Annotated in this window: 4 protein-coding genes; all 4 read left to right on the plus strand. The window is 62.3% G+C overall.

What is annotated here, in order from left to right; genetic code table 11:
- Positions 1-300 (plus strand): hypothetical protein (locus ACEK02_RS02660; RefSeq protein WP_371420254.1); only part of this gene is annotated, 300 nt, incomplete at its 5' end.
- Between the two features lie 88 nt (positions 301-388).
- Complete coding sequence (locus tag ACEK02_RS02665) at positions 389-1,381, plus strand: small ribosomal subunit Rsm22 family protein (protein WP_371420255.1); 993 nt, start codon at positions 389-391, stop codon at positions 1,379-1,381.
- 67 nt (positions 1,382-1,448) lie between these two features.
- Positions 1,449-1,829, plus strand: coding sequence for a hypothetical protein (locus ACEK02_RS02670; protein ID WP_371420256.1), 381 nt, complete (start codon positions 1,449-1,451; stop codon positions 1,827-1,829).
- Between the two features lie 326 nt (positions 1,830-2,155).
- Positions 2,156-2,510, plus strand: a 355-nt coding sequence (locus ACEK02_RS02675) for a LemA family protein (protein ID WP_371420257.1), incomplete at its 3' end; no start/stop codon positions are given.

The following is a 2,510-nucleotide window of genomic DNA, read 5'->3' on the forward strand; positions in this document are numbered from 1 at the left end:
CAGGCGCTGACCGCGCTGGCGCTGATCTTCGCGGTGTTCCTGACCAACCCGTCGCCGATCTGCGTGCTGGACGAAGTCGACGCACCGCTCGACGACCACAATGTGGAGCGCTTCTGCAGTCTGCTGCACGAAATGTGCAGCTCGACGGAAACCCGCTTCATCACCATCACGCATAACCCGATCACGATGGCGCGCATGCACCGCCTGTACGGTGTGACGATGGCCGAGCGTGGTGTGTCGCAGCTGGTTTCGGTGGATCTCGAAAACGCGGTGAAGATCCTCGATCAGGAAGTGGCGTAGTTAAAACTCCGCCGTGAATGGCCTCCCTCCCCCGCGCGAAGCAAAGCTTCGCTAGGCGGGGAGGGATAAGAAAGGGCGCGCTTCACTCATGACCGCCCCCGACCTCCCCGCCGAACTCACCGCGGCCCTCAACGCCCGTCTGCATGGCTTCTCGCGCAACGACGCGGCTGAGCGCTCCGACGCCATCTCAAGAACCTATCGCTCCGGCGGCGGCTCCACGACCATCCGCAACGAGAGTGACGCACTCGCCTATGCGCTGGCGCGGATGCCGGCGACCTATGCGGCGGTCATTGCCAGCCTCAATGCACTGCAGGCGACACGACCGGACTTCGCACCGACCACGCTGCTCGATTGCGGCGCCGGGCCGGGAACAGCGACATGGGCCTGCGCGGAAGCACTCGTATCACTGCAATCTTTCGCGCTGCTCGATGCCAATCCCGCTCTGCGCACGCTTGCGCTCGGTCTGGCGCAGGACAGCCACCGTATTCCCGCGATGAACTACACGCTGGGCGACGCCGCCGCGACGATCGCCGACGCCCCATCCGCCGATCTCGTCATCGCGAGCTACGTCATCAACGAGCTCCATGATGCCGCGCGAACGAAACTCGTCGCAGCAATGTGGGCAAAAACAAACGATACGCTGCTCATCGTCGAGCCCGGTACGCCGGCGGGATATCAACGCATCCTCGATGCGCGAGCGCAGCTCATCAAGGACGGCGCGCATGTGATCGCGCCCTGCCCGCATGACGAAGCGTGCCCGCTGGTAAAGCCGGACTGGTGCCACTTCAGCCAGCGGCTGCAGCGCTCCCGTGTGCATAAACAACTCAAATCCGCAGAACTTCCCTATGAGGACGAAAAATTCATCTATGTCGCGCTGTCGCGCGCACCGGTCGCACAGCGGCCATCGCGCGTGCTGGCACAACCGGTAACGACCAAGATCGCGATCACCGCAAAACTCTGCACTGATGAAGGCGTTATCGCCGCAAATGCACCGCGCCGCGACAAGGCGCTGTACGCAAAGTTCCGCAAGCTTGACTGGGGTGACGCGGTATTTGGTTCACTGGACCCATCCGCGGAATAATCCCGCGCACCTGGCGTTTGTTCTCCTGACGCGACTGCGTCGCCCAATCATCAGGAGTAACGCTGCAATGACCAAATCATTCGCCGCTTTCGCGGCTCTGGCTCTCATGCTCGCTTCATCCGCCGCCTCGGCGCAGATGCTCAAGACCGCCGATACCGCCAAGGGCAAGACCTTCGTCGATGCCAAGGGCATGACGCTCTACACTTTCGACAAGGACGCCGGCGGCAAGTCGATGTGCAACGGACCCTGCGCCGAAAACTGGCCGCCGCTGTTCGCAGCGGACGATGCCAAGCCGAGTGCCGACATGACCATCGTGGTGCGCGACGACGGCAAGAAGATGTGGGCCTATAAAGGCAAGCCGCTCTACACCTTCAAGAAGGACATGGCCGCAGGCGACACCAATGGCGACGGTTTCCTGAACGGCACCTGGCACATCGCGAAGCCGTAAGCTCCTGCTTTAGTACGATCCGCGGATTGCGAGCTTGCCGCTCGCTCACTGCACGGCCCCTCACCCGACTTCACTGGTTGACCTCTCCCCATGCAGAATGAGGAGAGGTCAATATCCAGGCGTGGCGCAGATATCGGGTGAGGGCATTGCCCTGCAGGCACCTCATGCCCGGATCTATCGGATCGACTTCACGACCCGCCTGCCCAATTGAACGTATTCCATTCCCGCGACGACCAATCCGTGCCGCGACATGCCTGCGGCCCCTGCCGTGTGGCCGCATGATCGGCTAGGCTGCGGGTTTGGTAGCTTCTTTTGGGGGTTCTTACATGTCGACCGGCTGGATCGTTCTTGGCGTCATCGTTGTCCTGATCTTCGTGGCATTTTCTGCCTACAACCGTCTGGTGGCGCTGAGCCAGCGGGTCAACCAGTCCTTTGCCGATATCGACGTGCAACTCAAGCAGCGCCACGATCTGATCCCGAACCTGATCGAGACCGTGAAGGGCTATGCGGCGCATGAGCGCGGCACCCTCGACGACGTCATCAAGGCGCGCAATTCGGCGATGAATGCGCAGGGCCCGGCGCAGGTCGGCGCTGCCGAGAACCAGCTCTCCGGCGCCCTCGGCCGACTGATCGCGCTCAGCGAGGCCTATCCGGACCTCAAGGCCAATGCGAACTTCCAGC

It is taken from the genome of Tardiphaga sp. (assembly GCF_041424195.1).
Taxonomy (GTDB): Bacteria; Pseudomonadota; Alphaproteobacteria; order Rhizobiales; family Xanthobacteraceae; genus Tardiphaga.

Excerpts from the sequence above, each read along its gene's own strand:
- ACEK02_RS02670 (WP_371420256.1), top strand. The coding sequence starts at position 1,449 with ATGACCAAATCATTCGCCGCTTTCGCGGCTCTGGCTCTCATGCTCGCT.
- ACEK02_RS02665 (WP_371420255.1), top strand. The coding sequence starts at position 389 with ATGACCGCCCCCGACCTCCCCGCCGAACTCACCGCGGCCCTCAACGCC.